Genomic DNA, 24,032 nt, shown 5'->3' with positions numbered 1-24,032 from the left:
GAAATACACAATTGTGAATACCGACCGTGCCAGCCAAACACACGACCGGGCGCAACCCGCAGCGAGCGAAGGTCCCCTCACCTTCGCCGTTCTGGTCTTTCCCGGCTTTCCGATGATGGCGTTCAGTTCGGTGATCGAGCCATTGCGCGCCGCCAACGTGCTGGCCAAGCGCGAATGCTATCGCTGGGTGATCGTCGGCGCCGACCAGGGCACGGTCGAGGCATCCAATGGGGTTGTCATACAACCGGGATTCTCAGCGTTCGGCGCGCCGAAGGTCGATCGCATCGTCGTCTGCTCGGGCGGCAATGCGGACCTGCTTGTCGCCGACGATGCGGTTGCCTGGATGCGCAAGAGCCTGCGCGCCGGCGCTCACATAGGCGCGGTGGCCGACGCCGCCTTCTTCCTCGCCAGGGCCGGCCTGCTCGACGGCCATGCCTGCACCTTGCACTGGACCAGCCAGGCGGCATTCACCGAGGCCTTCCCGGATATCGAGCTCCGGCGCGATCTCTACGTCATCGACCGCAAGCGCTTCACCTCGGCCGGTGGCGTCGGCAGCCTCGACATGATGCTGGAGATCATCACCAACGATTATGGCGGCGAGCTCGCGGCGGGCGTTGCCGAATGGTTCGTGCACAGCCCCTTGCGTTCGAGCGTCGACCGCAAGCTGATGCCGCTCAGGCTGCGCACCGGCGTCCAGAACGAACTGGTGCTGTCGGCCATCGCCATCATGGAGGATGCGGTGGAAGAGCGGCTCGGCATGACGGAGCTGGCGGCAAGGCTCGGTGTCTCCTCCGACAAGCTGGAGCGCAATTTCCGCACCGAGCTCAGCATTTCGCCCAACGGCTACTACCGTCGCCTCAGGCTGCGGCGCGCCGCCGACCTTCTGGCGCATTCGACGCTGATGGTGCGAGACGTGGCGCTGGCCTGCGGCTTCGCGTCCATGTCAAGTTTTGCCCGAGCGTTTCGCGAGGAGCATGGGCACGCGCCGAAGGCGATGCGGCGGCATTAGAGGGCGCTGCGCGCTAACGCGGTGAGATGCTGGCGGGACAGCGCCCCCCTCTGTCCTGCCGGACATCTCCCCCACACGGGGGGAGATCAGATGTCGCCTCGGCTTTCGCCAATCACCAACGTTGCAGGGCGAGCGGGACGCGAAAGCTGCTAATCTCCCTCCTTGTGGGGGAGATGTCCGGCAGGACAGAGGGGGGCGCGAAGGATCGCAACATTGCCCTTTGTATCCATGCCCTTCTTGCGGCATTTCGCACGACACCTGCGGATTCTCGCACAGACATTTTTCGGCGCATGGCTATGGTCTAGCCCTTCAGGAGGCGCACCCAATGAGCATCGTCGTTTTCGACCCCGACAGCACCGAGGATGTGGATTTCAAGGACCGCATGCGCCACCCGGTCGCGGCTGACTCGGCCGGTGGCATGTGGCTGTCGGACACCGAGCCGTCCTTCATCGATGCCGACGCGCTGCGCAAGGGTCGGCTGGCGAAACTGCGCGGCTGGATGCGCGAGGCGGGCTATGGGGGCGTCGTTTTGTTCGACCCCTACAACCAGCGCTATGCCACCGGCTCGCGCAACATGTTCGGCTATTTCCTGCGCAACTCGACGCGGTATTTCTTCATCCCGACCGACGGGCCGATCGTGCTGTTCGAATACCCGCAGAGCTACCATGTCTCGATGGTGCTCGACACGATCGACGAGGCGCGGCCGTCCAAGCTGGTATGGTCTTCGGTGTCGGGCCGCGACGACGAAACCGCCGGCCCCTTCGCCAACGAGATCGCCGAGCTTTTGACGAAGCACGGCGGCGGCTCGATGAAGCTCGGGCTCGACCGCTGCAGCCATTTGCAGGCGCTGGCACTGGAAAAGCGCGGCTGCGACGTCAGGGATTGCCAGGGCGAAATCCTGGCGGTGCGGGCGGTCAAGACGCCCGAGGAAGTCAAATGCCTGCAGGTGTCGATGGCGGGTGCGGAAGCCGCCGTCTACGCCGTGCGCGAGGCGATAAAACCCGGCGTCTCCGAAAATGAGCTGTTCGCCATCATGTATGGCGAGGTGATCCGCCAGGGCGGCGAGTTCATCGAGACGCGGCTCCTCACCTCGGGACAGCGCACCAATCCGTGGTTCAACGAGGCCAGCGGCCGCAAGATCCGGCCGGGCGAGCTTCTGGCGCTCGATACCGATACGATCGGCTGCTATGGCTATTATTCCGATTTTTCGCGCACCTTCCGCTGCGGGCCGGGCAAGCCGACCGGCTATCAGAAATCGCTCTACCGCATGGCGCACGACCAGGTTCAGCACAACATTTCGATTGTCAAACCTGGCATGGCGTTTCGCGAGATCGCCGAAAGAGCGTGGAAAATCCCGGACCGTTTCGTCGACCAGCGCTATACCTCGGTGATGCATGGCGTGGGCATGCATGGCGAGACGCCGTTCATCGCGCATGCCATGGACTATGAGACCTATGGCCGCGACGGTGTTGTCGTGCCCGGCATGGTGGTGAGCGTGGAAAGCTATATCGGCGAGAAAGGCGGCCGCGAGGGCGTCAAGCTGGAGGACGAAATCCTGATCACCGACACCGGCACCGAGCTTCTGTCGCGCTTTCCCTACGAGGATGAGTTTCTGGAGAAGCAGGTTTGATGGTCGTTTCGCATCCCTTGGCAACCAGCGTGAACGCCAATCCCGTCGTCATCCTAGGGCGAAGCAAGGAGCGCAGCGACGCGGCGCAGACCCTAGGATCCATGCCGGGACTCCTCCGCGCCGCAACGGAGCAAGTTCTGCTCCGCCGCATTCCTTGGCCAATGTCACGGCATGGACTCCAGAGCGCCGCAAGTGTGCAGATCCTGCACAGTTGCACTCCACGGTCGACGTCACGGAATGGATCCCAGGGTCTCCGCGACGCCGCTGCGCGGCTGCTTCGCCCTGGGATGACGAAGTTCGGAGGACGCCGACCAATCTTCATCGCTTGCGCTGCCCTTGCGAGAAGAACGGCGGCGGCGGTCGCGAACCCAGGCCCGTCCACATGAAAAGCCCCATCTCGATCAAACGCGGCACGGTCGCCGCGGCGTTCATCGACCTCCAGGAAGAGCATCGGCAGGACAAGCGCTATCTGGTCGAAGGTTTTGGCGAGGTGCTTGCCAACGTCCAGCGCCTGCAGGCGGCGGCGCGGCGCAACTTCGTGCCGCTGTATCACTGGGCCTATATCGTCGATACCGCCAAGGCGCGTCCGTTCCATCCGCTCGACGCCGACGGCAAGTCTGCCTTTTCCGACAAGACCGATCCGCTGACGGAGATTTGCCATGAGGTGGCGCCCGCGGCCGGCGAGACGATGCTGGTCAAGACGCAGGCCAGCGCCTTCGGCGCCGGACCTGGCGCAACCGAACTCAAGGCGCGCGGCATCGAATGGCTGATCGTCGCCGGCGTCTGGACCGAGGCCTGCATCGACGCCACCGTGAAGGACGCGGTCGCATCCGGCTTTCGTGTGCTTCTGGTCAAGGATGCCTGCGGCAGCGGCAGTGCCGCCATGCACCAGACCGCCATCCTCAACCTTGCCAACCGGCTCTATGGCGGCGCCGTCACCAACACGATAGACGCGTGCCGGCTGATGGCGGGCGACACCGTCGATGCATGGCGGGTCGAGGGCTCGGTGCCGCTGCGCTTCACCTTTGAAAACGCCGAACGGCTCTACGGCGAGCTCTGAGAGATGGGCACGGTCCACAAGCTCAAGATCGCCAGGCGGGGGAAATACGCCACCCTGCTCGATCCGGCGCTGTGGGAGTATATCGACCTGGTCAATGACTGGTTCCCGCCAGAAATCGCCGAACTTCCGATCGCCGAGCAAAGGTCGGTCTATGATGCGATGTGCCGCGCCTTCCATCAGGGTTATCCCAAAGGGGTTTCGGCCAGCGGCGGCATCATCGCCGCCGATGCAGGGCACGCCATCCCGATCCGCTACTATCGGATGGCGGGCAAGCCCCTGCGCGCCGTCATCGTCTACTATCATGGCGGCGGCTTTGTGCTTGGCGGGCTCGACAGCCATGACGACATCTGCGCCGAGATCTGCGCCGGCACCGGTTTCGACGTTGTCTCGGCCGACTACCGGTTGGCGCCGGAACATCCCCACCCGGCCGCCTTCGACGACGCGCTGACCGTGTTCGAATGGGCGGCGGTGACAACGGACCTGCCGATCGTGCTCGTCGGCGAAAGCGCCGGCGGCAACCTTGCCGCCGCGGTCGCGCACGCGTCTCGCCGCCACCTGCGCCGGGCGGCCGGCCAGGTGCTGATCTATCCCGGCCTCGGCGGCGACGAGAGTGCCGGCTCCTATGTCGAACATGCCGAGGCACCGTTGCTGACGCTGCGCGACATCGCGTTCTACCGCACCATTCGCGCTGCCCCGGCACAGTCGCCCGACGACCCGACTTTTTCTCCGCTGAAAGACAACGACTTCTCCGGCCTGCCGCCGACTGTCATCATCACTGCCCAGTGCGATCCGCTGTCGTCGGACGGCGAGACCTATCGCGACCGTGTCGTTGCCGCCGGCGGCCGCGCCTGGTGGTATGAGGAGAACCGCCTCGTGCACAGTTTTCTGCGCGCCCGCAAAAATGTTCCGCGCGCCGGCGAGGCGTTCGTGTGCACGCTTGCAGCCATCGCCGCCGTCGCCGTGCTCGGCAAGAAGGACTGGCCGTATTGAGGCGGCGAAGCGCTGATCTCCCCCTCGTGGGGGTTGAGGAGTGGTCCGCTTAGCGGATGGAAAGCCAATTGCTTGGCTTTCCGAACGACGAAAGCCGGCAGGCCAGAGGGGGGCGCGAAGGATCGCGGCCCTTCAGTATCCTAAATCAACGCAACGATTATCTGTGAAGATACTCCAGTCGGCAGACGGGATGGCGGGACAGCGCCCCCCTCTGTCCTGCCGGACATCTCCCCCACAAGGGGGGAGATTGGCCGTCTACCTCTGCGGAGTGGCGCACAAGAATTGCGGAAATGAGAACATTTCCCGGGATCGGCCCGCTTTATCATCACCGGCTCAGGCAACGGCGCCCGATGATCGCATCCGCCCCCCAGCGGAGGCGGACCGTCGGGGCGCCCGACAAAAGAGGGAACAACGATGAAATTCATGCTGACCGACCGCAATTTGCACCCGCAGGCGAAGCCCGTTGCCGATGATTTCAGGAAAGGCGGCGTCAACCGGCGCGAATATCTCGCCATCATGGCCGGCTTCGGCGTCAGCGCGGCCGGAGCACTGGCATTGGGCGGCCTCAGCGCGTCGCCCGCCCGGGCAGAGGAGCCGAAGCGCGGCGGCACCTTGCGCGTCGCCATGAACGTCAAGGGTTTCAAGGATCCGCGCACCTTCGACGGTGTCGAGATGTCCAATGTGGCGCGCCACTGCAACGAATATCTGGTGCGCTGGAACCGCGACTTCACCTTCGAGCCGTGGCTGCTCGAAAGCTGGGAAACCAGCGACGACGCCAAGACGCTGACGCTGCATGTGCGCAAGGGCATCGCCTGGTCGAATGGCGACACCTTCAACGCCGACGACGTCATCCACAATCTCACCCGCTGGTGCGATGCTTCCGTCGCCGGCAACTCGGTCGCCGCGCGCATGGGTGCGCTGATCAATGCCGACACCAAGAAACCGGTCGACGGCGGCATCGAGAAGGTCGACGACTTCACCGTCAAACTCAATCTGCCGAAGCCCGACATTTCCCTGATCGCCGGTATGGCCGACTATCCGGCTTTGATCATGCACCGCTCCTATGAGGGCGGCGACGATCCGATGAAGGCGCTGGCGATCACCACCGGACCCTGCGAACTGGTCAGCTGGAATGCCGAGACAAGTGCTGAGGTGAAGCGCAAGGACAAGCCCTGGTGGAAAGGCGACTTCCATCTCGATGGCATCAAATGGGTCGATTACGGCTCCGACCCCAACGCCATGCTGTCGGCGTTCGAATCCGGTGAGATCGACACCGACCACGAAACCGCGTCCGACGCCGTGTCGCAGACCGAGCAGATGGGCTTGCTGAATTCCGAGATCGCCACCGGATCGACCATCGTTGCCCGTTTCAATGTCGGCAACGCACCCTATGACGACGTCAAGGTGCGCCGCGCCGCCCAGCTTGCCGTCGACAATTCCGCCGTGCTGGCGCTCGGCCTCGGCGGCCGCGGCAAGCCCGCCGACAACCACCATGTCGGTCCGATGCATCCGGAGTACGCCGATATCGGTCCGGCCAAGCGAGATATGGATCAGGCGAAGAAACTGCTCGCCGAGGCCGGCAAGGCCGACCACGAATTCGAGCTCATCTCGGTCGATGTCGAATGGCAAAAAAGCACCGGCGATGCGATCGCCGCGCAGATGCGCGAGGCCGGCCTGAAGATCAAGCGCACCGTGCTGCCGGCGGCGACCTTCTGGAACGACTGGAGCAAATACCCCTTCTCCACCACCGAATGGCTGGGCCGCCCGCTCGGCGTCCAGGTGCTGGCGCTCGCCTATAAATCGGGCGCCGCCTGGAACGAAAGCGCTTACGCCAACAAAGAGTTCGACGAACTCCTCGACAAGGCGCTGGCAACGCCGGATGCTGCCCAGCGCAAGGAGATCATGGCCAAGATCGAGCAGAATCTGCGCGATGCCGGCATCATCATCCAGCCCTACTGGCGCTCGGTCTACCGCACCTACCGCAAGGGCGTGCAAGGCTGCGAACAGCACCAGTCGCTGGAACAGCATTTTGAGAAGGTGTGGCTGGAGGGGTGATCCTTCGGGGACGCCGCATACCGGCTGGCACCTGAGCGGTATGTCGCTCAGGTAGATACCTGCAGCGCACTCCGAGCATTTACGACGGTGTCTGTCTTGACGCGGCGACCGTGGATCGGTCTGGTGTGTCGACGAGGCGCCGCTGTGGGCTCGCGTCATTCCGGAGAATACACATGCGCGCCCGTTGGGCTTTCATTCTTGCACCCATTATTCCGGCGATCCTGCCCGGCTACAATTGGCATGCGAACCACCCTGAGACGGGGCCGTTGTCGGGCTTCATCTTCGTAACCCTTGTTTTCTATGTTGTGGAGGCGGTGGTAGGAATTCCGGCCTTCTATGTCCTGACCCGACGGCGCTGGCAGTTTTTTTGGGTATACGTCGTCGTTGGCTTTCTGGCAGTTTTTGTTCCAGCGTTTGTCTTCGGCCTCAGTAAGTGGAGTCCTCCATTGGGAATCGGCGGAGTTCTCTATGCATGCTCCTTCATAGGGATACTCGGTGGCGCTACAGGGCTGATCTTCTGGCTTTTGGTGCGCCCAGACAAGGACCCTGTCGAACAGATTGCTTCGCACTTTACCTAGGTCAGCACCCCAAGATTGAGTTCAAGGCCTGATACACTTTGGCCGCGATATTTTGCACGAGAACGCATGGACCACTTCGACCTCGGCACCTATCGCCGTCCAATCTCCACCGCCTCGGCCGAGACGCAGCGCTGGTTCGATATCGGGCTGAACTGGTGCTACGGCTTCAACCATGAGGAAGGCATAAAGTGCTTCGAGAAGGCGCTGGAGACAGATCCTGATTGCGCCTTCGTGCATTGGGGCATCGCCTCTGCCGCCGGGCCTTTTTACAACCTCACCTGGAACGAGCACGGCAAGGACGAGGCAGACCGTGCGGCCAAACGCTGCTTCGACCATGTCCAGCTCGCGCGGGATGTGGCGATCACCTCGTCGTGCCTGTGTCGGACGAGCGCGGAGGCGGGGCCAAGCTGTTGTCACTGAAATCCCCGCCGCCCGACCAGCCGAGTTGGCTTCGCCTTCTAAGAGAAAATCTCCGCCAGTTCGTCTACGCTGTTGCCTTCCCTAACCTGGCGCAGTTCAACATAGGCGACCGCAATGGCCACCGATGCCACCGTGGACACGACCGTCGCGATAAGGACGCTTCCGATAGCGCCGAAAATCAGGGCGACCGTCGAGAGGCCGCTGAAGAAAGCGAAAATCAGGCCGATCAGCAAGGCAAACATCATCTGGAAGGCAAGCGCCGCCAAACACAGGATCAGAAAGACACCGAACATCGGCCAGCGGCTGCCCTTTGTCAGAGCACGGCTGCGCGACATCGCGCCAAACATGCCAAGCCGCTCCTGCATCAGCACCGGCACGGAAACCGATATGCCGAGCAGCCACCTGATGCCGGCAACGAGCAACACCACGAAGGCAATGATCGCTCCGAAGATCGGCACCAACATTCCGGCGATGCCCATCACGATGAGGCCAAGGATCATGGCCAAAAAGACAATCAGCCCCACCCCCAGCGTCGGGAATATGCTGCGCAAGGCTATCTGGATGCAGTCGCCGATCGCCGGGCGCTTGCCGTTCAGGTCCTCTACCGTCGCTTGCACCAGCGAGGACTGGAACAACAGCGCGCAAACGAAATAGATCAGGCTTAAAACGAGCGATAAGAACGAGCTGCTCATAATGACCCACTTCGCGCCGAGTGGAGGTGCGGCGATGTAGCCGTTGGGGCCGCCATTCCAGTGGTCGACAGATTGAGCGCAACTGCTGGGAGGACCAGGAAAAGCGCCGCCAAAGCAATCATCAGACCGGGATTGCGGTCGATCACGGCGAAGGTGTTGTTGAAAACCCTGCCGATCTGGAACTTCTCAAGCCGCGCCGACGCCGTCGATGCCACGATTACCCCTTCCGGCCCGAGCTAGATCCCGGCCAATCGCGCCAACATGACTGGCTGTTCTCGGGCCAAAACCTTCGTTACGAGAAGATCTCCGCCAGTTCGTCGACGCTGGTGCCTTCCCTGACCTGGCGCAGCTCGACATAGGTGACGGCAATCGCCACCGAAATCACCGCCGAAACGATTGTCGACAGCAGGCTGCTTCCGATGGCAGCGGCAATGAGACCGGTCGTGCTGATCCCGCCGCTCGCAATAGCAGCCTGAAACAGCAAGGTGAAAACCACTTGTAGCCCTATCGCAACAATGCCGAGGACCAGAAACAGCGCGAATATCCGCCAGCGGCTTCCCTTCGTCAGCGCCCTGCTTCGCGAAATCGAGGCGAAGACGCCAGGCCTTTCCTGAACTGCGACGGGCACAGCCACCGATATGCTGATCAGCCACATGGCTATGGGGATGAGCGACAGAAGTGCAATCACACCGCCGACGATGGGGATGGCCATGGTGATGACCGTTAATATCATCGCCACCAGAAACATTGCCACGATGATCACAAGACCAATTCCGAGCGTGGGGAGGAAGCTGCGCAGGGCTATCTGAATGCAATCGCCAATCGACGGGCGCTTGCCGTTCAAATCTTCGATTGTCGCTCGTACCAGCGCCGCCTGCGCCAGAAAGGCCAAGATCAGGAGCACCAGGCCGGCAATCATCGAAACGGCACCATAGCCCGCCATAGCCGATTGCTCGAAGCTCGCCCCAGGTACTGCTATCTTTGCAATCTGTCTAAAGCTCCAGATGTTGTACAGCAGCGCAGGCAGCGTCGAAAAAAGGCCGACGATGGCGGCAAGTGGGACGAAGCTGCGTCCGATTACCGAAAACGTATTGCTGAAAGCCCTGCCGACGCTGAACCGTTCCGGCCGCTCGCTCGCGATTGACGTCATGTTACATTCCCCCCGACTAATGGATACCCAAAATCAGAAAGTATAAATCACCGATATTGATACTTGCGGTTGCCGCCGCTTGCAATTGCCTTGGCGTATTGCCAGTGTCGGCCCGCGAACCGCAGGTTGCATGGGGGCGAAAAGGTGACTGCTGCACAGCCGGACGCTGCGCAAGCCGAATGGCTGGCCAAACTGCACAAGCAGTTGCTGTCGGACGATTCGATCCAGTTCGACCTGCCGGCCTACGTACAGCCCAAGACGCCTGAGTGGCTAAAGCCGCTGGTCGAATTCCTGGCACAGCTCGGCCCTTACATGATCTATCTGTTCTGGGGGGCCGTGATCACAGGTGCCGCAATCATTCTGCTGCTGATTTTCCTTGAGGTGAAAGGCGTCGCCTGGCGCCTGCCCTGGTGGCGCCAAAAGAGCGTGACCGAGGCGGAAGCGACATGGCACCCCGACGTTGGCGCCGCGCAGGTCCTGCTGTCGGAAGCCGATGCGCTGGCCGCCCGGGGCGAGTATGACGAGGCGGTGCATCTCCTGCTGCGCCGCAGCGTTGCCGACATTGCCGGCCGCCTGCCCGACTTCCTGCGCCCGTCGCTGACCGCGCGCGATATCGCGGGAGCGGCGTCGCTGCCAACGCGGGCGCGTGGCGCCTTTACCCAGATCGCGCGCATCGTCGAGGCGGCGTTGTTCGCGCGCCGGCCGGTCGGGCCCGAGGGCTGGCAGGAGGCGCGCAGCGCCTATGAGCGATTCGTCTTCAGGGATGCCTGGACGTGAGTGACGCGACAGCCGACATCGCCCAGCAGGAGCCGTTCAGCCGCAGGACGCTGTTCTGGGGCATTTTCGCCAGCCTGCTCGCGGCCGCAGGCTTCTTCCTGTTGTCCACCTATGCGCCCGACTTTCGCCAGCCGAGCGTCGGTGGCGCAACCCCGCTGTCGAAGAGCGGCATCGGCTATGCCGGTCTGGCGCAATGGCTGAAGCTGACCGGCGAAGCGCCCGACATGGCGCGGTCCGACAGCGATCTCGAGACCGAAATGCTGCTGATCGTCACCATTTCACCCGACAGCGACCCGGATGCGCTTGCCAACATCATCAAGCTTCGAAAGGGCCTGGATACGCTGTTCGTTCTGCCCAAATGGGCGACCTTGCCGCTGTTCCAGCATGAGGGCTGGGAGATGAAGATCCAGCGACTGCCGGATGTGGTGGTCAACGACTGGCTCGGCCGCATCGCCAAGGCCAAGCTCGGCGAAGGTGAGACCACGGTCAAGCAACTCGACGTCTCAGGGCAAGTGGTCAGCGTTCCCGACCAGTTGCAATGGGTGGCCGACGAACACCCGCTGATTGCCGCCGGCAACGGCAAGGCCGTGCTGACCGAGATCGAAGACGAGCGGTTCTACATTCTGACGGACCCCGATCTCATCAATAACGCTGGCTTGAAAGATCCCGACAAGGCGGCGGCGGCGCTCAAGCTGATCGAGCTCCTCCAGCCCGAAAAGGGTGCCGTCATGTTCGACCTGACGCTGCATGGCGTCGGGCGAAAATACGATCTCGCCAAGCTTCTGGTCGAGCCGCCCTTCCTGGCGCTGACGCTGACCATCCTGGCGGCGGCGGCACTTGCCTTCCTGCATGGCCTTGGCCGGTTCGGGCCGCCGCGGGCCGATCAGCGCGCCATCGCCTTCGGCAAGCGCGCGCTGGTCGATACCACGGCGATGCTGTTGCGCCGCGCTGGCCGGCTGGAGGAACTGGGCGACCGCTATGGAGCACTGGCACGCGTGCGCGCCGGCGCGCTGCTCGGCGCGCCGCACGGTTTGCAGGGCGAAGCGCTCGACCGCTGGCTCGATTCCCGCGACAAGGACGAAGCCGGCGGTTTCACGACCCGCCTGCAAGCTGCGAACGCGGCAAAGACCCTGACACAAATGCATGATGCAGCCGAAAAGCTGCACGACTGGACGGCAAGGAGGCTCGGTGAACGTCGATGATGTGAAGGCCCTGGCGACACAGATCAGGGAAGAGGTGGCCAAGGCCATCACCGGGCAACACGATACGGTCGATCTGATGCTGACGGCATTGTTCGCCGGCGGGCATATATTGCTCGAAGGACCGCCGGGCACGGCCAAGACGATGACGGCGCGCTGCTTTGCCCAGGCGCTGGGGGTCGCCTATGGCCGTATCCAGTTCACGCCCGACCTGATGCCCGGCGATATCGTCGGTTCCAACATCTACAATTTCCAGACCGGGCAATTCACGCTGACGCGCGGCCCGATCTTCTGCGACCTTTTGCTCGCCGACGAAATCAACCGCACGCCGCCCAAGACCCAGGCCGCCCTTTTGGAGGCGATGCAGGAACATGCCGTCACCTTCGACGGCACCACCCATGCGCTCGGCCAGAATTTCATGGTGGTGGCGACGCAGAACCCGATCGAGCATCAGGGCGTCTATCCCCTGCCCGAGGCCCAGCTCGACCGTTTCCTGTTCAAGCACCGGGTGAGCTACCCCGGCGCGCAAGAGGAAAAGGCGATCATCATCCACCATGGCGGCGGCACCGCCTCGCACGATATCAAGCAATACGGCATCACCGCCCAGGCCGACCGCAAGACGCTGGAAAAGGCGTTGGCGACCGTCGGCGAGGTCACGCTTGTCGACGACGTCGTGGACTATATCGCAAGGCTGGTGCGGGCCACGCGCGCCAGCCCCGATCTGGAAGTCGGTGCCAGCCCGCGTGCGGGCGCCATGCTGGCGAGAGCCGCACGCGCCCGGGCAGCGCTCGACGGGCGCGCCTATGTCATCCCCGACGACGTCAAGGCGCTTGCGGTGCCGGCGCTGCGCCATCGCGTGATCCTGTCGCCGGCGGCGCAGATCGACGGCCGCCTGGTCGAGCAGATCGTCACCGACTTGGTCGACCAGACGGAAGCGCCACGTTGATCTATCCGAGCGGCCGGTTAGTCTGGGCAGGTGCGGCAGGTGCAATACCGGCCTTCCTGATCGCGCTCGCGCTGCCGTCGCTGTGGTATCTCGGCCTGTTGTGGATCTGCGTGCTGCTTGCTTTCCTGGCCGTGGACGCGGCCGCCGGGCGCGGACGCGCTTCCCTGGATGCCAGCATCCATGCCCCGCCGCAAGTCAGCGTCGGCGGCAAGTTCACCGTCCATGTCACCGCCGGGCTCAGGGGACGGTCGCGCGCGGTGCAGGCGCGCCTCGGCCATGACGAGCGGCTGGCCCCGCTGGGCGGCACCGGCGGCGCATGGACCGCCGAGGCCGGCAGCGCATCGCTCGATCTCAATTTTCAGGCGCTGCGGCGCGGCATTGCCAGGTTCGACCGCTTGTGGGTGCGCTGGCCCGGGCCGTTCGGCTTGGTCTGGAACCAGGTCGTACTGCCAATGGACAACAAGGTCGCGATACTGCCCGATATCCGCAGCGCCCGCGACGAGGCAATCACGCTTCTACAGCGCCAGTCGCTGCCCGACGGCCATGCGCAACGCCGCGCCGGCCAGGGCCGCGAGTTCGAGGCGCTGAAGGACTACCAGCCCGGCATGGGCCGGCGGATGATCGACTGGAAGCGCAGCGCCCGCCACGGCAGGCTTCTGGCGCGCGAGTTCCGCATCGAGGAGAACAACAACATCGTGCTGGCCATCGATAGCGGCCGGCTGATGTGCGAGCCCGTCGACGGCGTGCCGAAGGTGGACCGTGCCGTCACCGCCGCCTTGCTGTCGGCGTTCATCGCACTGAAGGGCGGTGACATGGTCTCGCTGTTCGGCTTCGACGCGCGGCCGCGCGTTTCCAGCGGCGCCGTGCGCGGCTCCGCCAGCTTCGCCATGATCCAGAAGCGGGCGGCGGAAATCGACTATTCCACCGAAGAGACCAATTTCACCCTGGCGCTGACGACGCTGGCGGCGCGGCTCGACCGGCGTTCGCTGGTGATCATCTTCACCGACTTCGTCGATCCGATCAGCGCCGAACTGATGCTGCGCACCGTCGGCCGGCTCACCGAACGGCATCTGGTGCTGTTCATGATGATGAAGGATGTCGAACTGGAGACACTGGCCGACATGCCGCCGGACGCACCGGAGGATGTGGCGCGCTCCGTCGTCGCCGGCGGGCTGCTGCGCGAAAGGCAGGTCGTCATCGGCAGGCTCAGGCTGCTCGGCGCGCATGTCATCGAAGCCGACCATCAGAGGCTCGGGCCGGCGCTGGTCGAGCGCTATCTCGAGCTCAAGCGAGAGGATCTGTTGTGAACGCGCTGGTCGGCAAGGATGCGGTGCGCCAGTCGCTGGCGAGCTTCCGTTCGGAGCGCGAGGCCGACTGGAAGGCGTTCGAGGCGCTGCTTGCCCGGGTCGAGAAACGTGCGCCACGCACGCTATCGGAAGACGAACTGCTGTCGCTGCCGCTGCTCTACCGCTCGGCGCTGTCCTCGCTTTCGGTGGCGCGGGCGACGTCGCTCGACAATGCGCTGGTCAGCTATCTCGAAGCGCTTTGCCTGCGCGGCTACTTCTACCTCTATGGCGCACGTCGCGGCTTGCGGCAGCGCATCGGCGACTTCTTCCTGCATGACTGGCCGCATGCCATTCGCGATTTGTGGCGCGAGACCTTGCTGTCGGTCGTCCTGACCTTTGTCGGCGCCGGCGCCGGCTACTGGCTGGTGGCCAAAGACAAGGGCTGGTTCGACGCCATCATTCCGCCGAGCCTGGCCGGCGGGCGCAACCCGGACGCCTCAGTCGAAGTCCTGCGACAGGTGCTTTATGACGGCGCCGACAGCAATTTCCTGTCGGGCTTCGCCGCCTATCTGTTCACGCACAATGTCCAGGTGGCGATCCTGGCCTTCGCGCTGGGCTTTGCCTTCGCGGTGCCGAGCGTGCTCTTGATCCTGATGAATGGCTGCCTGCTTGGCGCGATGTTCCAGATCTACGTCGCCAAGGGGCTTGGGCTGGAGCTGGGCGGATGGCTGTCCATCCATGGCACCACCGAGATGTTCGCGATCGCCTTGGCGGGCGCCGCCGGCATGCGCATCGGCACGCGCATCGCCTTCCCCGGCGAACTGACGCGGATGACGGCTGCTGCCGATGCCGGGCGCGTGGCCGCCACCACCATGGTCGGGGTGACGATCATGCTTTTGTTTGCCGGCCTGCTCGAAGGCATCGGCAGGCAGGTGATCACCAGCGACGTGACACGCTATGCCATTGGCGGCGTCATGCTGACGCTGTGGCTTTGCTATTTCTATGTGTTCAGGGTGGTGCGGCATGGCGACCGCTAGGCGCGCTGCCGTCTCGACGATACGGCCGCTGATCACGCCGGAAGGGGTCGATCTCCGGATCAAGCTCGCCGATGCCGGCACCCGCGCCGCCGCCTTCCTGCTCGACTTTGTCATCATCATCGTCACGGCGATCGTGATCTCGATCGTTGCACTGTTCGGGCTGGCCGGCCTCAAAGGCGAAGGCGCGCAGCCGCTGTTCATCGTCTGGATCATCCTGATCTTCTTCCTGCGCAACGCCTATTTCATCGTCTTCGAAGCCGGCCGCCGCGCCGCCACGCCCGGCAAACGGATGCTCGGCATCCGGGTGGCGTCGCGCAGCGGCGCCGGCCTGTCAGTCGATCAGGTCATTGCCCGCAACCTGATGCGCGAGATCGAGATCTTCCTGCCGCTGTCGATCATCCTCGGCCGCAGCGAGATGGGGCTCGCCGACACGCTGACGACGATCTTCGGACTGGTGTGGACGCTGCTGTTTGCGCTCTTCCCGCTGTTCAACCGCGACCGCATGCGCATCGGCGACCTTTTGGCCGGAACGTGGGTTGTCGAGGCGCCGAAACTGGCGCTGGTCGAAGACCTGTCGCAACGCCAGGACACCACCACCCGCGCATTCCGCTTCACCCAGGCGCAGCTCGATGCCTATGGCATCGCCGAACTGCACAAGCTGGAGGAAGTGCTGCGCCGCGACGACTATTTCGCGCTGAAAGCCGTGGCCGAAACGATCGGACGCAAGATCGGCATGACGATCGAGCCGGTCGATTCCAGGGCCTTCCTCACCGCCTATTACGGCGAGCTGCGGGCACAGCTTGAGCGGAAGCTTTTGCTCGGCACCCGCAAGGCAGATAAGTATCAGCTGTAGATCGGAGTTCGGGATGCCGGCTCAAGTTAGCGAAGCGGAAAAAGCCAGAATAGAACGCGCCATTCAGGCGGCAGTCTCCGGATCCTGGAAGGAATTTGCAGAACTCACCGACGAACCGTTTCTAAACGATGCATCGATGAGGAAGCAATTCGGAGATTCTTCTTCCCGACTTCAGCAAGCCGATGGAAATTGGGAAATGACGTCAGGCATAGGTATCGTGCCTGACGGCAGCGCGCGCCTGATCACAGTCTTGAGCAAGGCGCCGCCCACGGTGGATATTGTCCTGACGCTGCACAGCACGAGCGATCGGGATGACAGCACGATCAGCATCTGGACGTTCTTTCAGCAGCTGAATTGGGGCGATTAGGCCCTCGCCTACCCCACCCACTTCTCATAGTCGGACACCAGCAGGTGCACCGGCGCGACATCCTCGTCGATGTTGGAGAAGCGGCCGATCGGCTCGCGGAAGACGTTGTCGGTGAGATCGTCATTGACGGTCGATACTTCGCCGATCAGCACATCCTTGCCCTCGGCCCAGAAGGCGTGCCAAACGCCGGGCAGCAGCGTGACGCTCTGGCCCGGGTCGAGCTTCAGGAGCCCGCCTGCCGGCAGCCTGTGGATGGTGCCGTCGACCGGCACCGTCACTTCGGCCTTCGGATCGATGCCGCCGTCGCGATCGTGCATGAACAGTTCCAGCACGAGCTTGCCGCCGCCGCGGTTGATGATGTCCTCGGCCTTGATGTTGTGGCGGTGCATCGGCGACAGCTGATCCTTGCGCGAGATCATGATCTTCTCGGCATAGAGCATGCCCATGCCCTTCTTCATGTCGGCGTAGACGCCGTTGCGAACGGTGAACAGGAACAGGCCGAGTTCGTCGAATTTTTCCTGGCCGTAATCGGTGATGTCCCAACCGAGCCGCGAGGTGAAAATGGCGGCGGAGTCGGCCTTGCGCGCCTTCATCTCTTCCGGGCTCCAGTAGGCGAAGGGCGGCATGATGTAGCCGAACGAGCGGATGAAGGCGTCTGCATCGCGGATGATGTCGTTGACGGTGGAGCGTTTCATGATCGTGATCCCTTCGCGTCGCGTTCCCTGGAGTTATCTGAAGCGCATAGCCGAACAGCGCTGCGGTGTCGACGCAAACTGCATGCTGGCCCCATGACATCCATGCGGATCGGGGTCATAAGTCCAGCCAGATTTCCCAGGGTGATATTCATGCAAGGCATAGACGACCTCGACACGCCGGCGATCCTCATCGACGCGGCCCGCGCCGAAGCCAACATCACACGAGCGCAGGCGCATGCCGACCGCCACGGGCTGAAACTCAGGCCGCACATCAAGACGCACAAGCTGCCTTATTGGGCGAAGAAGCAGGTGGCGGCCGGCGCGGTCGGCATCACCTGCCAGAAGATCGGCGAAGCCGAGGTGATGGCCGATGCCGGGCTGACCGATATTTTCCTGCCCTACAACATCCTTGGGCGCGCCAAGCTGGAGCGGCTCAAGGCCCTGCATGGCCGTGTGACACTGTCAGTGACGGCCGACAGCCTCGAAACGCTGGAGGGGCTCGCCGCCACCTTCACCGATGCAGGGCACCCCCTGCCCGTCCTGGTCGAATGCGACACCGGCATGGGCCGTTGTGGTGTGCAAAGCGCCGCCGAGGCGCTGGCACTGGCGAAGTTGATCGACCAAGCCAAGGGGCTCACCTTCGGCGGGCTGATGACCTACCCCGCGGCCGGCCGCGCCGCCGAGGCTGAATCGTGGCTGGCCGGCGCCAAACAAACGCTCGCGGCCTCGGGTCTCGCCTGTGAACGCATCTCCAGCGGCGGCACGCCTGACATGTGGCGCTCGGGCGAGGACAGCGTGGTGACCGAATACCGCCCCGGCACCTACATCTACCTCGACCGCTACCAGGTCGCCAAAGGCGTCGGCACGCTCGACGATTGTGCGCTGACGGTGCTCGCCACCGTGGTCAGCCATCCGACGCCGGCCCGCGCCATCCTGGACAGCGGCAGCAAGGCGCTGTCCAGCGACACGCTGGGGCTCGCCGATTTTGGCGAGCTGCTCGGCATGCCCGGCGCCCGCGTCACCAGCTTGAGCGAGGAACATGGCACGGTCACGCTTGGAAATGGTGCGAAGCTTCGCATTGGCGAGCGCGTGCGCGTGGTGCCTGATCATTGCTGCGTCGTGACCAACCTGTTCGACCAGGTGCATCTGATCGACGGTGACAAGGTGCTGGAAACGCTGAAGGTGGAAGCGCGTGGGCGGATGGGGTGAGGCTTTTCGTTTTGGAGGCTCGCCCTATTTCGACATTGACGAATTGTAATTTATAACTTACTAGTCACCATGGCAATCCTGAAGCAGACAGCCACCTTTCGGAGGTGGCACCAAAAGCTGAAAGACGGAAGAGCCAAGGCGGCAATTGCCGTTCGGCTGCAACGTTTGATTGTAGGAAATCCCGGCGACGTGGCCCCAGTGGGTGAAGGCATCAGTGAATTGCGCATTCACTATGGGCCCGGCTATCGCGTTTATTTCACAAGCGCGGTGAAACGGTCATCCTGCTCCTGTGCGGCGGGGATAAAAGTTCACAAGAAACCGACATACGGACAGCAAAGCGCCTGGCCGTAGAATGGAGTGACGACAATGGTTGAAAAAATCTATGATTTCGATCCCGCCGAAATGCTCGATTCCGATACGGCAATCGAGGCGTTTCTGGCAGAGGCAATGGAAACCGGAGACGCCAAATTCGTCGCGTCCGCCCTCGGTGTCGTTGCCCGCGCCAAGGGGATGAGCAACATTGCCAGAAAGACCGGCTTGGCTCGCGAGCATCTTTATACCTCGCTCAGCGAAAACGGTAATCCTACGCTGGAAACCACACTGGCGGTCATGAAAGCATTCGGCTTTCATTTGGCCCCAAAGCACGATGCAACTCAGGTCTAATCTACGCCAGCGCGCGTCGAGCGCGAGGTCGTTCGGGCCAACTGAAATCAGGACTGATAAACCGGACCCAGCGCCGCCTTCAGCGGATCCAGCGCGTCGCCATACAGCTTCCAGCGCTCGACCGAGGATGAATAGATCGGCTGGCGCACCTGCCAGCGGCTCGGCGTCCGCACGGTGCGCTCGGTCTCGTTGAAACGCAGGCAGGCATCGTCCCACTCGATCCCGAGGAATCCGATCAATCCGCGGGCGCGATTTTCGAAATCGGCGACCGTTTCTTCGTAGGGCATGTCGTGGATATCCAGCGGGATGACCTTGGCCCAATGGCGCATCAGGCGGTCATACTGCCGGTAATACTGCCCAAGCTTGGTCAGATCGGCATTATAGCCGTGCGCCTCGGAAAAATTATGCATGAAACAGGACGCGCAATTGTCCATCGGGTCACGCCGGCAATGGATGATGCGGGCGTTCGGCAAGATCAGGCTGATGAAGGCCAGCAGCTCGAAATTATGCGGCATCTTGTCGACGACAAGCCGCGCCTTGCTGTTGCGTCTGCTGAGATCGTCGAGATACTTCGATCCAAGCTCCTTGGCCTTGGCCGCAGTGAGCGCCGCCATGCCCTTGGTGAAAATGGCTGGGTCGAGCTTGTCGAACCCAAGTTCGCCGGCAAGTGAACGAATGGTCGACAACTCGCCGGCGCCATAGATATCGCGATGGCTGGCGCATATCTGCTCGGTCAGCGTCGTTCCCGACCGGGGCATGCCGACGATGAAGACCGGGCGCCTGGATGGATTTCCCAAACTGGCTCGCGTCTTGAAGAAGCCAGCGTCGAAAGTGTCGATGAAGCTGTCGTAAAGCTGGGTGTGCCGGTCGATGTCGAAATCATTGCCGGAAATCGCCTTGGCCCTCGCGAAATGGCGGATGGCCGGGCCATACTCGCGCTGATCGTTGAGCATCTTGCCGGCGGCGTGGTGCAGCACTACCCGCTCGCGATCGGTGGTTGTCGGCAATTCCAGGCGTTTCAGCACCAAAGGCAACGTCGGATCGTCCTTGACCGCCCGGCGCGCAAGCGCCATTCCAGCCAGCGCCTCGACATGGCCCGGGTCGATGGCAAGGGCCTTGCTGAAGCATTCGACCGCCTCGGCCGGCCGGCCAATGTCGGTGAGCAAATCGCCCATACCGGCAAGTGCCATCACCGACTGGCCGTCGATAGCCAGCGCCTGGCGATAGAACCCTTCGGCAATGTCGCCCTCGAGCTGGCTACGATAGGAGCGGCCGAGATTGCACAGCGCTTCGATGAGCCCTCCGTCGAGCTCGATCGCCTTTCTCAGATGTCTGCGCGCCTTGTCGACGTTGCCGGTGACATTGTAGGCATTGCCGAGATTGTTGCGGAAGATGGCGTTGTCCGGTTCGAGCTTGACCGCCCTTTCCATATAGGCAATGGCGGCGTCATGATGCTCGGCCTCGATGGCGAGCGTGCCCATCAGGTTCAGCGCCATGGCATTTTTGGGCTGCGTGCGAAGCACCGTCTGGTAGCAGAACTCGGCCTCGCGAAAACGCTTGCGCCGTTGCAGGTCGATGCCGCGCTGCAATGTCTTTTCCGCCGGCTCACCGGCGGTCGGCAGCGAGGCTGAGATCATTGCCGGCAGACCCAGGGGTTGCCGGCGTGGCAAGAGCGGCATCCGTCAGATCCCGGTCGCGACCTGCGACGAACCAATCAGAACTTCAGGGTAACGCCAAGCTGGAGATTGTGGGAGTACAATTTGGCGTTCTCGTATGTGCCGCCGCCATCATTGTCGTCTAGATCCACGCTTGTCACGGCCTTGAAGCGGTAACCGAAATCGAGGTCGACATTCTGCGTTACCGCGTAGGTAACACCGGCGCCCACCTGGCCGGCGAAACCCCAGCCGCCAGGCCCGTATCCATAGGCGTGGCCATCAAAATGAGTATCGGCGGTAACATAGGCCGCGCCGAGACCGCCGCCGACATAGAGTTTGGCATCACCAAAATGCGCAACATCGGCCCAGACGTTGGCGAGAAGATAGGTGGCCGACAGATTGCCGGAAGCTGGGCCGGAACCTTGGTCGGCAGGAGGGAAGCTGAAGCTGTACTCGCTTGCCTTGTAGCGCGCGTAGGACAGTTCGCCTTCCACGCGGAACGTGTCGTTGATCCGCCGACCGACAGCGCCGCCGATCACGAACCCACTGTCAAGATCCACGGAATACCGACCACTATCGTAGTCCGTCTTCACATTGTTGGCAAAGCTGGCGCCGCCGAAGAGCGTGACGTACCAGAGATCCTCCGCCCTCGGCACGTCGACAAGCGCGTCTGCGGCGTAGGCCGAACTCCAGCCAAGCGCCAATGCAAATGTCGAAACGCCAGCCAGCAGGCACAGTTTCATCGTCGAATCCCCTCGCAACAACTAGTGACTAATATCACTCTTGCTTGGCGGCCGAGCTGTCAAGAACGCAAACGAGATCAAGGAGCAAAGCGAGGTCGGGAACGATCTTTTGAGAATTCTTGTTGCCGCACCGCAACATAGCAGCGCATGCTAATGTTTCTGGCGGCAGGCGCATGGCTGTCCCTTCCGTTTGAAATCGCGCTAGTCGGCCTGCCTTGCCGCCACCCTGCGCATGGAGATCACCCGCCGGCGGCGGATCTCGGTGCGCATCACCGTCAGGTGCAGCGCGAAGAACAGCACGGTGAAGCCGAGCGCCATCACCAGCAGCGGCCATAGCAGGCTGGGATCGATCGTCGGTCCGCCGAGCCGGAACACCGAGGCCGGCTGGTGCAGCGTGTTCCACCAGTCGACCGAGAATTTGATGATCGGGATGTTGATGAAGCCGACCAGCGTGATGATGGCGGCGGCCCAGGCGGCACGGCTGGCGTCATCCAGCGCGCGCGTCAGCGCGATGATGCCGAGATACATCAGGAAGAGGATGAAGACTGAGGTCAGGCGGGCATCCCACACCCACCAGGTGCCCCACATCGGCTTGCCCCAGATGGAGCCGGTGACCAGCGCAAGCGCGGTGAAGGTGGCGCCGATCGGGGCTGCAGATTTCAGCGCGACGTCGGCCAGCGGATGGCGCCAGACCAGCGTACCGAGCGCGGCGACCGCCATCACCGTGTAGCACATCATGGCGAGCCAGGCGAAAGGCACGTGGATGTACATGATGCGCACCGTGATGCCCTGCTGGAAATCCTCAGGCGCGGCAAAGCTCATATAGAGACCGATGGCTAGCAGGATCGCGGCGATCGACGCCAGCCACGGCACCAGCCTGTCGGCCAGCCCGACAAAGCGCGTCGGGTTGGCGAGGTCGGTCCAGCCGGCGAGGCGTGAGGAGGTGTCGCTCATAAGGTCTAGATAGACCGGCGGCGCGTTCGGGGCAATCGAGCGGTTGTCGCAGTGCTTACCCTCTCCCTTGTGGGGAGGTCGCTGCAAAGCAGCGGGGTGGGGGTGGTGGGGCACTACCTCCACCCGGACCCTACGGGTCCGACCTCCCCACATGGGGGAGGTAAAAAAGCCTACGCCGCTTCGATATTCACCGTGCGGCTGAGACGGCGGACTTCCTCGTCGTTGAGCAGGCCGCCGGCGCGCAACAGGCTGGCGAAACGGCCATTGCGCAGCGACAGTTCGGCGAAGCCGCCCATCTCGACCACCTTGCCCTTGTCCATGAACACGACCAGGTCGGCGTCGCGAACGGTGGTCAGGCGGTGGGCGATGATGAAGGTGGTGCGGTTGCGCCTCAGTTCGTCGATGGCTTCCTTGACGCGGTCCTCGGTCTCGACGTCGAGCGCGCTCGTCGCCTCGTCGAGCACCAGGATCGGTGCGTCCTTGAGCACGGCGCGGGCAATGGCGATGCGCTGACGCTCGCCGCCCGAAAGCTGGCCGCCGCGCTCGCCAACGACGGTGTCGTAACCGGCGCTCTTGGCAAGGATGAAATCCTGCGCGGCAGCCGCGTTGGCGGCGGCGTGAACCTCGTCATAAGTCGCCTCGGCACGACCGACGCGGATGTTGTCCTCGATCGAGCGGTTGAGCAGGCCGGCATCCTGGAAGACGGTGGCGATCGAATGACGCAGCGACTTGCGGGTCACCGTGCGGGTGTCGATGCCGTCGATCAGGATACGGCCATGAGACGGCGAGAAGACGCGCTGCAAGAGGTTGATCAGCGTCGTCTTGCCGGCGCCGGTCGGGCCGACGATGGCAACCGTCTGCCCGGCCTGGACCTCGAAGGAGACGTCGTCGACGCCCTGCCGCGAATTGGCAAACTCGAAGCCGACATTCTCGAAGCGGACATGGCCGGTGACGTTGGTGAGGTCGCGCAAGCCGTCCGGCTCGGCGGAGTCGGCGGCCGAATCCTCGAGGTGATAGAAGTCCTCGAGCTTGGCGCGGGCTTCGGAAATCTGGTTGGCGAAAGCCGACATCTGGTCGAGGCGGGCAATCAGCAGCGTGGCAAAGCCGGTGAAGGCGATGACGTCGCCGATCTTGAGCTGGCCATGGGTGACCAGATAGGCGCCGATCAAAAGCACAACCATCATCGAAATGGTCGACGACAGGCGGTGCAGCGCATTGGCCATCGCCCACCAGTCGAGCACCGGGTTCTGCGCGTCGAGCAGGTTCTTGACATAGCGGCGCAGCGTATCGGCCTCGTGGCCGAGACGGTTGTAGCTCTGCAGCACGGCGACATTGCTGACCGAGTCGGTCACATGCGCGAACACCTGATGGTAGTGGCGCTCGACCGCGGCCTGGCCCGCCTTGGTGCGCTTCATCACAAGCCGGCCGATGCCGACATAGAGAACGCCCAGCGCCATCAGCACCAGCGACATGCGAAGATCCATGCTTATAGCTGTCGGAATCAGCAGAGCCAGCGCAACAGCCGTCGACAGATGCTGGCGCATGAATTCAAGCCACAGGCTGAACAGCGTCTCGACGGCGCGCAGCAGCGTGTGCAGCGCGTTGGAGGTGCCGCGCTGGTGGTGCCAGGCGAGCGGCATGGTGATCACGCGCTCGAACGACTGGCACAGCACCTCGCTGCGCCGCTTGTGGGCAAAACGGTCGGCGCCGCGCGCCACCAGCACGAAGGCGACGATGTTAAAGGCGCCGAGACCGGCCCACAGCGCCAGCGTCGAAAACACCGAACCCTTATCGGAGATGGCGTCGATTACCCGGCCGAACATGATCGGCTCGAGGATGGCGATAATGGCGAGCGCGACATTCGCACCGCAGATAAACGCAACGCGCTTCCTGTCGGCTGCGAGATAACCCAGCGCTCTCCAGTAGATTTGCAGAAGTGACACTTCAGCTACTCCGCCCAAAACATTATTGTGCACCGCACCATTTCTTGACACGTACCGGTTAACGGGTCGCAAAACAATGCCCGTCTACCTCTTCCGTTCCCATTCTGCGAACAAAAGATGA

At 63.0% G+C, this 24,032-nt stretch carries 24 protein-coding genes and 1 pseudogene; 17 read left to right on the top strand and 8 right to left on the bottom strand.

From position 1 onward, the window contains the following. Positions 1-112: 112 nt before the first annotated feature. The 7 genes from AC3CCE_RS31180 (at position 113) to AC3CCE_RS31150 (ending at position 7,742) form a co-directional block, all read left to right on the top strand. A complete protein-coding gene (locus tag AC3CCE_RS31180) occupies positions 113-1,009 on the top strand; it encodes a GlxA family transcriptional regulator (RefSeq protein ID WP_352625420.1) in 897 nt (298 codons plus the stop codon). A 325-nt stretch (positions 1,010-1,334) separates the two neighbouring features. Beyond that, on the top strand, positions 1,335-2,639 hold the full coding sequence (locus tag AC3CCE_RS31175; RefSeq protein ID WP_352625409.1) for a M24 family metallopeptidase: 1,305 nt from the start codon (positions 1,335-1,337) through the stop codon (positions 2,637-2,639). 382 nt (positions 2,640-3,021) lie between these two features. Further along, positions 3,022-3,699, top strand: coding sequence for an isochorismatase family protein (locus AC3CCE_RS31170; protein ID WP_023821142.1), 678 nt, complete (start codon positions 3,022-3,024; stop codon positions 3,697-3,699). 3 nt (positions 3,700-3,702) lie between these two features. Continuing rightward, entirely contained in the window at positions 3,703-4,689 is a 987-nt protein-coding gene (locus AC3CCE_RS31165; RefSeq protein WP_352513329.1) for an alpha/beta hydrolase, read from the top strand. A gap of 414 nt (positions 4,690-5,103) precedes the next feature. After that, a complete protein-coding gene (locus AC3CCE_RS31160; protein WP_488377243.1) occupies positions 5,104-6,744 on the top strand; it encodes an ABC transporter substrate-binding protein in 1,641 nt (546 codons plus the stop codon). A gap of 173 nt (positions 6,745-6,917) precedes the next feature. After that, positions 6,918-7,322, top strand: coding sequence for a hypothetical protein (locus AC3CCE_RS31155; RefSeq protein WP_023742726.1), 405 nt, complete (start codon positions 6,918-6,920; stop codon positions 7,320-7,322). A gap of 66 nt (positions 7,323-7,388) precedes the next feature. Continuing rightward, positions 7,389-7,742 carry a hypothetical protein gene (locus tag AC3CCE_RS31150; RefSeq protein WP_488377242.1) on the top strand — a complete coding sequence of 118 codons (354 nt, stop codon included), beginning with the start codon at positions 7,389-7,391 and terminating at the stop codon, positions 7,740-7,742. A gap of 38 nt (positions 7,743-7,780) precedes the next feature. Here the strand turns inward: AC3CCE_RS31150 and AC3CCE_RS31145 are convergent, their stop codons facing one another. The 3 genes from AC3CCE_RS31145 to AC3CCE_RS31135 form a co-directional block, all read right to left on the bottom strand. Next, entirely contained in the window at positions 7,781-8,434 is a 654-nt protein-coding gene (locus AC3CCE_RS31145; RefSeq protein ID WP_352627186.1) for a hypothetical protein, read from the bottom strand. Next, positions 8,431-8,649 carry a hypothetical protein gene (locus AC3CCE_RS31140; protein ID WP_352510752.1) on the bottom strand — a complete coding sequence of 73 codons (219 nt, stop codon included), beginning with the start codon at positions 8,647-8,649 and terminating at the stop codon, positions 8,431-8,433. The genes AC3CCE_RS31145 and AC3CCE_RS31140 overlap by 4 nt, the downstream gene beginning before the upstream one ends. 77 nt (positions 8,650-8,726) lie before the next feature. Then, the gene (locus AC3CCE_RS31135) at positions 8,727-9,584 is read right to left on the bottom strand and encodes a hypothetical protein (protein ID WP_023672536.1); all 858 of its coding nucleotides are present in this window, start codon (positions 9,582-9,584) and stop codon (positions 8,727-8,729) included. 144 nt (positions 9,585-9,728) lie between these two features. On the opposite strand from AC3CCE_RS31135, the gene AC3CCE_RS31130 reads away from it, so the two are divergent. Genes AC3CCE_RS31130 through AC3CCE_RS31100 form a run of 7 tightly spaced genes read left to right on the top strand, consistent with a single transcriptional unit; the run spans position 9,729 to position 16,049 of the window. Further along, a complete protein-coding gene (locus tag AC3CCE_RS31130; RefSeq protein WP_352510753.1) occupies positions 9,729-10,361 on the top strand; it encodes a DUF4129 domain-containing protein in 633 nt (210 codons plus the stop codon). Then, positions 10,358-11,563 (top strand): DUF4350 domain-containing protein, encoded by a 1,206-nt coding sequence (locus tag AC3CCE_RS31125; protein WP_352627189.1) that lies wholly within the window; start codon positions 10,358-10,360, stop codon positions 11,561-11,563. Before AC3CCE_RS31130 ends, AC3CCE_RS31125 begins: the two co-directional genes overlap by 4 nt. Continuing rightward, positions 11,550-12,506, top strand: coding sequence for an AAA family ATPase (locus AC3CCE_RS31120; protein WP_352510755.1), 957 nt, complete (start codon positions 11,550-11,552; stop codon positions 12,504-12,506). The genes AC3CCE_RS31125 and AC3CCE_RS31120 overlap by 14 nt, the downstream gene beginning before the upstream one ends. Continuing rightward, on the top strand, positions 12,503-13,813 hold the full coding sequence (locus AC3CCE_RS31115; protein ID WP_352627191.1) for a DUF58 domain-containing protein: 1,311 nt from the start codon (positions 12,503-12,505) through the stop codon (positions 13,811-13,813). Before AC3CCE_RS31120 ends, AC3CCE_RS31115 begins: the two co-directional genes overlap by 4 nt. Continuing rightward, positions 13,810-14,829 carry a stage II sporulation protein M gene (locus AC3CCE_RS31110; RefSeq protein WP_023694395.1) on the top strand — a complete coding sequence of 340 codons (1,020 nt, stop codon included), beginning with the start codon at positions 13,810-13,812 and terminating at the stop codon, positions 14,827-14,829. Before AC3CCE_RS31115 ends, AC3CCE_RS31110 begins: the two co-directional genes overlap by 4 nt. Continuing rightward, complete coding sequence (locus AC3CCE_RS31105; RefSeq protein WP_023694396.1) at positions 14,816-15,682, top strand: RDD family protein; 867 nt, start codon at positions 14,816-14,818, stop codon at positions 15,680-15,682. Before AC3CCE_RS31110 ends, AC3CCE_RS31105 begins: the two co-directional genes overlap by 14 nt. Before the next feature lie 13 nt (positions 15,683-15,695). Then, positions 15,696-16,049 carry a hypothetical protein gene (locus AC3CCE_RS31100; RefSeq protein WP_023724873.1) on the top strand — a complete coding sequence of 118 codons (354 nt, stop codon included), beginning with the start codon at positions 15,696-15,698 and terminating at the stop codon, positions 16,047-16,049. 8 nt (positions 16,050-16,057) lie between these two features. Here the strand turns inward: AC3CCE_RS31100 and AC3CCE_RS31095 are convergent, their stop codons facing one another. Continuing rightward, positions 16,058-16,744 carry a D-lyxose/D-mannose family sugar isomerase gene (locus tag AC3CCE_RS31095; protein WP_023694398.1) on the bottom strand — a complete coding sequence of 229 codons (687 nt, stop codon included), beginning with the start codon at positions 16,742-16,744 and terminating at the stop codon, positions 16,058-16,060. A gap of 150 nt (positions 16,745-16,894) precedes the next feature. On the opposite strand from AC3CCE_RS31095, the gene AC3CCE_RS31090 reads away from it, so the two are divergent. From AC3CCE_RS31090 to AC3CCE_RS31080, 3 genes and pseudogenes are all read left to right on the top strand, one after another. Then, entirely contained in the window at positions 16,895-17,953 is a 1,059-nt protein-coding gene (locus AC3CCE_RS31090; RefSeq protein WP_352627194.1) for a D-TA family PLP-dependent enzyme, read from the top strand. Between the two features lie 69 nt (positions 17,954-18,022). After that, positions 18,023-18,327: pseudogene (locus tag AC3CCE_RS31085) on the top strand (type II toxin-antitoxin system RelE/ParE family toxin). Continuing rightward, positions 18,320-18,616 carry an addiction module antidote protein gene (locus tag AC3CCE_RS31080; RefSeq protein WP_023672893.1) on the top strand — a complete coding sequence of 99 codons (297 nt, stop codon included), beginning with the start codon at positions 18,320-18,322 and terminating at the stop codon, positions 18,614-18,616. The pseudogene AC3CCE_RS31085 and the gene AC3CCE_RS31080 overlap by 8 nt, the downstream one beginning before the upstream one ends. A 47-nt stretch (positions 18,617-18,663) precedes the next feature. Here the strand turns inward: AC3CCE_RS31080 and AC3CCE_RS31075 are convergent, their stop codons facing one another. The 4 genes from AC3CCE_RS31075 to AC3CCE_RS31060 all read right to left on the bottom strand — a co-directional run bounded on the left by AC3CCE_RS31075 (position 18,664) and on the right by AC3CCE_RS31060 (position 23,911). Beyond that, on the bottom strand, positions 18,664-20,253 hold the full coding sequence (locus AC3CCE_RS31075) for a tetratricopeptide repeat-containing sulfotransferase family protein (protein WP_352627196.1): 1,590 nt from the start codon (positions 20,251-20,253) through the stop codon (positions 18,664-18,666). Positions 20,254-20,330: 77 nt separating this feature from the next. After that, positions 20,331-21,014 (bottom strand): outer membrane protein, encoded by a 684-nt coding sequence (locus AC3CCE_RS31070; protein ID WP_023672895.1) that lies wholly within the window; start codon positions 21,012-21,014, stop codon positions 20,331-20,333. A 201-nt stretch (positions 21,015-21,215) separates the two neighbouring features. Then, the gene (locus AC3CCE_RS31065; RefSeq protein WP_023672896.1) at positions 21,216-21,968 is read right to left on the bottom strand and encodes a heme ABC transporter permease; all 753 of its coding nucleotides are present in this window, start codon (positions 21,966-21,968) and stop codon (positions 21,216-21,218) included. Between the two features lie 170 nt (positions 21,969-22,138). Further along, positions 22,139-23,911 carry a glucan ABC transporter ATP-binding protein/ permease gene (locus tag AC3CCE_RS31060; RefSeq protein WP_023672897.1) on the bottom strand — a complete coding sequence of 591 codons (1,773 nt, stop codon included), beginning with the start codon at positions 23,909-23,911 and terminating at the stop codon, positions 22,139-22,141. Positions 23,912-24,032 lie beyond the last annotated feature (121 nt).

The sequence above is a fragment of the Mesorhizobium sp. P160187 genome (assembly GCF_057766425.1).
This window is presented reverse-complemented; position numbering and strand designations above follow the sequence as displayed.